Raw genomic sequence first — 6,421 nt, forward strand, 5'->3', positions numbered from 1 at the left:
CAGTCCGTCAGGTAACGGCCAGGAAAGACCCGCAGCCTGGGCACGCAGCAGGTAATCCGCCACCGTGCTCCGGCTTACCGACACACTCAGGGCCACCTCGCGATTGCTCAGCCCGTGGCCATACTTTAACCGCAGTATTTCGTAAATCTTGCGCATGGATAACCTCTCCGCCGGCATCTTGCCCTCCTCTGAAAAAGGAGTGCAGATACCAGTCATTATCCCGCGCCGCTACCCCCTCAACAGGGTGGCCAAACTCCTCCGGAATCAGTGGCCGCTTTCCACGGAATACCCGGCCGGCTTGAAACGGAATCGGTGGCCGGATTCGAACGGAATACGCAGTCAACAGTTCCATGTCGTCCTTCAGATTGGGATGGCGATCAATATGGTGGTCGATATCCTCCTGGAGTTTGGCCAGTTGCTTGCGGAGAAATGCGCTGGAATCGTCGATTGATTGGCGGATAAGCGCGGGCGTCTGTGTTGCGTCGGCTTTTTCCCGGCGGTTGAGTTCTCTTTGCAAGTCCTGGGCAACGGCTTCCCGACGGGCGAGCAGCGCCCGTAAGACACGGGCCTCCGCAGATGGCGGTTGCCAGGGCTGTGGTTTGAGCAGAGCGCCATACCGGGCGAGAACGAAACTATCCACACCGTCGGTCTTGGTGCGCACAGCCAGGCCACGGGCAAAATCCCTGATCTGGGCCGGATTGACGATGGAGACCGTCACGCCGGTATCGGCCAGGGCCAGGGCGGCCTGCTCATGATACACGCCTGTTCCTTCCATAACGGCATGGAGTTGGGCCGGGGAAACGCCATTTCTGGCCAGCCATTCCAGGAGAGTGGCGAACCCAGCCCTGGTGTTGGCAACGGACTTGGATTTTCGCTTCGTGCTCTCAGGGTCGAGCAACAAACAACAGTCGAGCTTGGCCTTGGCCACATCGATACCGAGATAGAACATCATTCAATACCCTTTTGTTGAGCCAACTTAGCCCAGTTGCCTTGTGCATGCAGGGTTTGCCCCTTGGCTACCGTTCAGTGTCGGAGCTGGCGATGAAGTGAGACAGAGGGCTTGATCTACGGCTCAAGGTCATGTGCCTTAAGGTTGGCGTCAAGCTGTCTCTGTCTCGATATGATGGGAGCTAACCACCATAAAAAACAAGATACAAGGTTGGTGCTGAGCGCAGTGAAGCCTAACGAACGGCTCTTTCATCGCTCACCATAATCGCCATCCGCGGCACCGTTCCCGCCCCAATCCCGTGACATCATGCCCCGCTCGATAGAGCCGTGCACGGTCGAGTGCGGCCAGTCCACAGGACGGGCAGCCCAGCCATGTTTCACCGGATTGAAATGGATGTAATCCACATGCCGCGCCAAGTCGTTTTCGTCCCGGATTTGATGCTCCCGATATCGGCGCTGCCACAGCTCCCGCTCGCGTTTCCCCGCACGGCTTGAGTTGATGCGCTCGCCTTTTTCCACCTGTCTTGAAAATCCCGCCTTGAGCAATGCCCATCGCGTTGGACAGTCCGCATCGCCCGATGGCAAGCGCCAAATAGCGTGCAAGTGCTCCGGCAGAACCACCATCGCAACCAGTGAAAACGGATGCGCGGCCTTCACTACAGCCATGCTCTTCCGCAACGCATCGATATGTCGAACCAGCGTATCGGCGCTGCGGTCGGCCAGATTGACCGTGAAGAAATACGTTCCCCCTGCCACATCCGCCCGCCGATACCGCATCGTTTCATCCTCCCCTGCCAATTGCCACGCTCCCTTTGAACGTTGGGCTGAATGTTGGGATTCGCTACGCTCAGCACCAACGACTCAAGCTCCCCCCCACACCCCGGCAATTGCCGCGCCGCAGCCGAAGCAGCGGTCGCCCCGCATGCCTACCACCTGGCTGCCGAACCTCTGGCGTTGCACGAGCAGCGCACCGCAGGCCGGACAATGGGTATCCTCGCCGCCGGAACCGGCGACATTGCCCTCGTAGACAAAATGCAGGCCCTCGCCCAAGCCGATCTCCCTCGCTTTGCTTAACGTAGCGGCCGGGGTTGGCGGGCGGTCCATCATGGCGTAGGTGGGATAGAAGCCGGTTACATGCCAGGGCATATCCGGCGATATGTCCTTGAGAAAACGGGCAATGGCGCGTAGTTCCCCATCGGAGTCGTTGAGGCCGGGAATGAGCAAAGTGGTGACCTCCACCAGCACGCCAAGTTTGTGGAACAGGCGGATGTTCTCCAGCACCGGCGCCAGCCGGGCCTTGCAGACCTGCCGGTAGAATTCGTCGGTGAAGCCCTTGAGGTCGATGTTGATGCCGTCGAGCACCGGCGCCAGGTGGTGGACCACTTCGGCGGTCATGTAGCCGTTGCTGACGAACACATTGCCGAGCTCCTGCTCTTTTGCCAATTTGGCGCAGTCGTAGGCGAACTCGTAGAAAATCGTGGGTTCGACATAGGTATAGCTGATGGAGGCGCAACCCGTCCGCCGGGCGGCAGCCACTACTTCGGCCGGCGTCGTCGCCGTGCCCGCGATGGCACCGGCATGAAAATGGGGATACTGGGAAATCTGGTAATTCTGGCAGTGGCGGCAGTGAAAGTTGCATCCCACGGTGGCGATCGAGTACGACCGGCTGCCGGGAAGGAAATGAAACATCGGTTTTTTCTCGATGGGATCGACGTTCTGCGAGACCAGCATGCCGTAAACCAAGCTGACCAGGCGGCCGTCCCGGTTCTCGCGCACGCCGCACAGCCCCCGCTTGCCCGTGCCGATATGGCAGCGGTGGTGGCAGAGACCGCAGGCCACCTTCCTCTCTTCGAGCTGCTGGTAAAAAAGCGCTTCGTGCATGGCGACCTCCCGCGCAGGAGCTGCGCTCCTCCCGACCGCCCTTCTCGTTTCCGGCAGGCCGGCATTCAGGGGACGGTCGAGAGCATGGTTTGCAAGTTGGTCTTTTTGTGGGTCAACTCGAGCTTTCTTCTGATATTCTTCCGATGGATACCAACCGTGCCGGGGGACAGGCGCATGATCTCCGCGATTTCCTTGGTGCGCTTGCCCAGTTTCACCAGATTGGCCACCTGGATCTCGGCCGGGGTCAACCGGCTCAGTTTCGAGGAGATGGCGGTGGCAAAGGGCACGGTCAGCTCCTCGATATTGGCCCGGAGGATGTCCACCAGCACCCGTTGCGGATCGGTGAGGCCGCTGGCCATGAGCCGGTCCAGATAGGGGTCGACCAGCTTGGCGGTATTGGCGAGGATCTGCTCGGAAAGCGCCAGCCGGTCTTCCTCCCGTTTGTTCAGCAGCACCTTGAGGGCCACGTTGGACTCGTGGAGTTCGGCGGTCCGCTCCTTGACCCGCAGCTCCAGCTCGTCGTTCATCGCCTGCAGCTTCTCCTGGATCAGCATCAATTCGGAAATGTCGCGGAAGGCGCCCACCGCCCTGGTGAACCGGCCGGCATGGCGGGCGAAGGGATGGACGGAAACCACCGCCGGAAAGCGGACGCCGGACCGCCGCACCAGCGTCATGTCGGAGGCCTGCATGGCCTGCCCCTGGCGGAGCCGTTCGACCCGGTCGGCCATCGCCTCCCTGCCCTCCGGGGGCAAAATCAGGCGCAGGGACCGGCCGATCACGTCCTTCTGGTTGGAGCCGAACAGCTTTTCCGCGCCGGCGCTGAAAATCTCGATGCGGGCGTCGTGCTCCTCCAGATGGCAGACAATCAGGCCGATGCTGTCGAGGGCCTGGTAGATCGAGCGCACATTCTCCGTCTGCCCGCGGAGCCGGGCATTGGCCTCCTCCAGCTCGCAGGTGCGCTGCTGGACCAGTTCCTCCAGGTGATAGCGGTAATGTTCGAGTTCGATGCTGGTCTGGCGGGAAGCGGTGACATCCATCATGGCGATGCGGCAGCACGGTTCGCCGCTGGCCGCCTCGAAGGACGAACCTTCCAGGTAGAGATAGCGTTCGCCGCCCTCGCCGTTCGGCACGCTGACCTCGCCGGTGGCCTTGTGTTCGGTGGAAAACGACCGTTCCAGAAAACGGGCGAGACCGTTGCGGGAGGATTCGGCCACGAAGTCGCCGATCCTGCCGCCGAGCAGCCGGGCCCGGTCCACGCCCAGGAGCAGTGCGCCGGCCAGGTTGCTTTCCCGGATGGTGCCGGCGCCGTCGACGGTACAATAGCCGACCGGCGCGCAGTCGTACAGCTCGTAGTATTTCTGCAAGCCCGCCTCGACCTCGGCCCGGGCCAGGCGCAACTCCTCGTTCTGCCGCTCCAGCTCGATCCGGTGCGACCGCAATTCCCGAACCAGTCGCTCGCGGTCGTCTGCGCCGCGCACGGCTGCTCCATCCCCTTCCGGCATCGCCTGTCCTCCGTTTGCCTGTGCAGGGTCTCGCCCCTGCGACGTAAACGATATGCGTCGATCTTCGAAAACGGAAAGCCGCGGACCGTTCCGGCTGGTGCGCCGCTGGCGCGCAACCGGATTAGCCTGCCATGATCTTATGATATATCGCCGGGAATGTTCCGTTCAACCGTTAATCACGGCCCGAACGGGTCGGATGCCGGTGCGATCATCTTTTTTGCCGTCATCTTTGCCCCTTATTCCGGTCTATCCTTTTTCCGGTTGGCTGCCACAGCCAGAAAAGCCTGGCGGGCTTTCTGGCGGTAGGTCCGCGGTTTTCTGGACCATGCGGTATGCGGATAGAACTGGCGGGCCTCGTTGAGCAAACTCAGGTCGGTAGGATATCGAATCGCCTGATCCGCCACCGTGGCGTCCAGAATCAGCTTCCCCCTGTTGCCCTGCTCCGCATTGGCTGGAGCGCTGGCGGCAATCTGCGAAAGAGTCCGCTCCGCCTTGGTTCCGTTGCAGCCGGAAGAGGAGTCGTCAGGAGGTGGAGACTGTGGGGGACGATTGCCGTTCTTCTTGGCGATGGCGCCGACAATCGCCTCATGGAAGCCTTCGAAAACGGTCTGCCCCATCCGTTTTCTAATCTCAACGAACAGGGAGGGGGCAAATGGCGGTTCTGTTTGATAGCGGGAGAGTCCAACAAAGAACTGGAGATACGGATTCTCCTGGATCTGCCGGACGGTCTCTTCGTCGGACAGACAGAGTTTGTGCTTGATTATCACTGCGCCGATAACCATTCGGGCATCCTTGGCCGGACGACCTTGGCTCGGAGACAGCAAGCTCTTGTGATACGCTCGCGCCAGATCATCCCAGGGGATGAGGTCGGCCAGTTTCACCCATCGGTTTTCAGGGTCAAGCCTGGTCCGAAACGGGCTGGAAAATCCAGTCAGGGTCAGCTGTTTTTGGCTATGGTATCGAATCATGAGGTGCACGCTTTTTAAGGGGCCTTCGTTGATATTCGTGCAGTTACGATAACCAAAAACCATGATTTATTCAATAATATTAAATAGATATATGATAATGAGGATGATCTAATTGGTGTTTCGATGCCCTGACCTCGGGCATCAAACAGCTCTGCGCGGGCGGGTCAACGATCCTCATCAGCATGCAGGGACTGCTCGGCTATTACCCCCACAAGATCACCAACGGTCCCCTGGAAGGACTCAATAACAAAATCAAAACCTTGAAACGGCAGGCCTATGGCTTCAGAAACATGGAATACTTCAAGCTCAGGCTCTACAACCTTCACAACTCCAGGTACGCGTTTGCCGGATGAACCCCTTTTTTATTATCTATGCAGCCTGCTCGACGGCTGCAGCCGTTTCATCGTTCATTGGGAGATCCGGGAACAGATGACGGAGCAGGATGTGGAGAGCATTGTACAACGGGCCAAGGAGCAATACCCCCAAGCCCGGCCGCGGATCATCTCCGATAACGGCCCACAATTCATTGCCAAGGATTTCAAGGAATTCATCCGGCTCTCCGGCATGACACACGTGCGGACGTCGCCGTATTATCCACAGTCCAACGGCAAGTTGGAGCGATTTCATGCCACCATCAAGGGAGAGTGCATTCGCCCCGGTGTACCGCTTTCCCTTGATGAAGCCCGGACGATGGTGGAGAAGTTCATTGCCCACTACAACAACGTCCGGCTGCACAGCGCCATTGGTTACGTGGCTCCAGTGGACAAGCTCAATGGCCGAGAGCAGGAAATTTTCAAAGAGCGGGATCGGAAACTGGAAGAGGCACGGGAACTGAGGAAGAAAAAACGGCTTCGGCCACCTTCGGCAAACCCGATGCTCTCTCAACAAAACAACCCGGATCCTTCGGAGTCCTTACTGCAAACGGCTCGATTGTCCAGTTCCAACTGAGGCGGAACACAACCACTTGCGGCCAGAGGGCTCCATTACCAAGTGATTATCCAGAAATAATTTGTTCGCAATTTTCCTGCCTCCAGCTAATATCCGTTGAAACCAAGCAACGGGGGGAGAAATGGCACGCATCAAAACCTGGGAAATTTCGGATGCATTCTGGGCGATCGTTGA

General features: G+C 59.1%; 5 protein-coding genes and 3 pseudogenes. 2 read left to right on the top strand and 6 right to left on the bottom strand.

The features are described from left to right. From Q362_RS24640 to Q362_RS21525, 6 genes and pseudogenes are all read right to left on the bottom strand, one after another. A pseudogene (locus tag Q362_RS24640) lies at positions 1-177 on the bottom strand (IS21 family transposase); the annotation flags it as partial. Positions 178-505: 328 nt separating this feature from the next. After that, a pseudogene (locus Q362_RS24645) lies at positions 506-952 on the bottom strand (IS110 family transposase); the annotation flags it as partial. Between the two features lie 245 nt (positions 953-1,197). Beyond that, the gene (locus Q362_RS0117195; RefSeq protein WP_028319640.1) at positions 1,198-1,725 is read right to left on the bottom strand and encodes an REP-associated tyrosine transposase; all 528 of its coding nucleotides are present in this window, start codon (positions 1,723-1,725) and stop codon (positions 1,198-1,200) included. A gap of 84 nt (positions 1,726-1,809) precedes the next feature. Continuing rightward, positions 1,810-2,829 carry an AmmeMemoRadiSam system radical SAM enzyme gene (amrS, locus tag Q362_RS0117200; protein WP_028319641.1) on the bottom strand — a complete coding sequence of 340 codons (1,020 nt, stop codon included), beginning with the start codon at positions 2,827-2,829 and terminating at the stop codon, positions 1,810-1,812. Between the two features lie 65 nt (positions 2,830-2,894). Next, positions 2,895-4,307: a PAS domain S-box protein gene (locus Q362_RS22535; RefSeq protein ID WP_169737459.1), complete on the bottom strand. Its 1,413-nt coding sequence runs from the start codon at positions 4,305-4,307 to the stop codon at positions 2,895-2,897. 260 nt (positions 4,308-4,567) lie between these two features. Then, on the bottom strand, positions 4,568-5,362 hold the full coding sequence (locus Q362_RS21525; protein WP_051554458.1) for an IS5 family transposase: 795 nt from the start codon (positions 5,360-5,362) through the stop codon (positions 4,568-4,570). A 59-nt stretch (positions 5,363-5,421) separates the two neighbouring features. On the opposite strand from Q362_RS21525, the pseudogene Q362_RS0117215 reads away from it, so the two are divergent. Further along, positions 5,422-5,652 (top strand): annotated as a pseudogene (locus Q362_RS0117215) (transposase); the annotation flags it as partial. Next, complete coding sequence (locus Q362_RS21530) at positions 5,642-6,247, top strand: integrase core domain-containing protein (RefSeq protein ID WP_245590264.1); 606 nt, start codon at positions 5,642-5,644, stop codon at positions 6,245-6,247. The pseudogene Q362_RS0117215 and the gene Q362_RS21530, both read left to right, overlap by 11 nt. Positions 6,248-6,421 lie beyond the last annotated feature (174 nt).

It is taken from the genome of Desulfobulbus elongatus DSM 2908 (assembly GCF_000621145.1).
Lineage (GTDB): Bacteria > Desulfobacterota > Desulfobulbia > Desulfobulbales > Desulfobulbaceae > Desulfobulbus > Desulfobulbus elongatus.

Bases quoted from the DNA above. Each gene is read 5' to 3' on its own strand.
- amrS (WP_028319641.1), bottom strand. From the start codon at position 2,829: ATGCACGAAGCGCTTTTTTACCAGCAGCTCGAAGAGAGGAAGGTGGCC.
- Q362_RS0117195 (WP_028319640.1), bottom strand. From the start codon at position 1,725: ATGCGGTATCGGCGGGCGGATGTGGCAGGGGGAACGTATTTCTTCACG.
- Q362_RS21525 (WP_051554458.1), bottom strand. From the start codon at position 5,362: ATGGTTTTTGGTTATCGTAACTGCACGAATATCAACGAAGGCCCCTTA.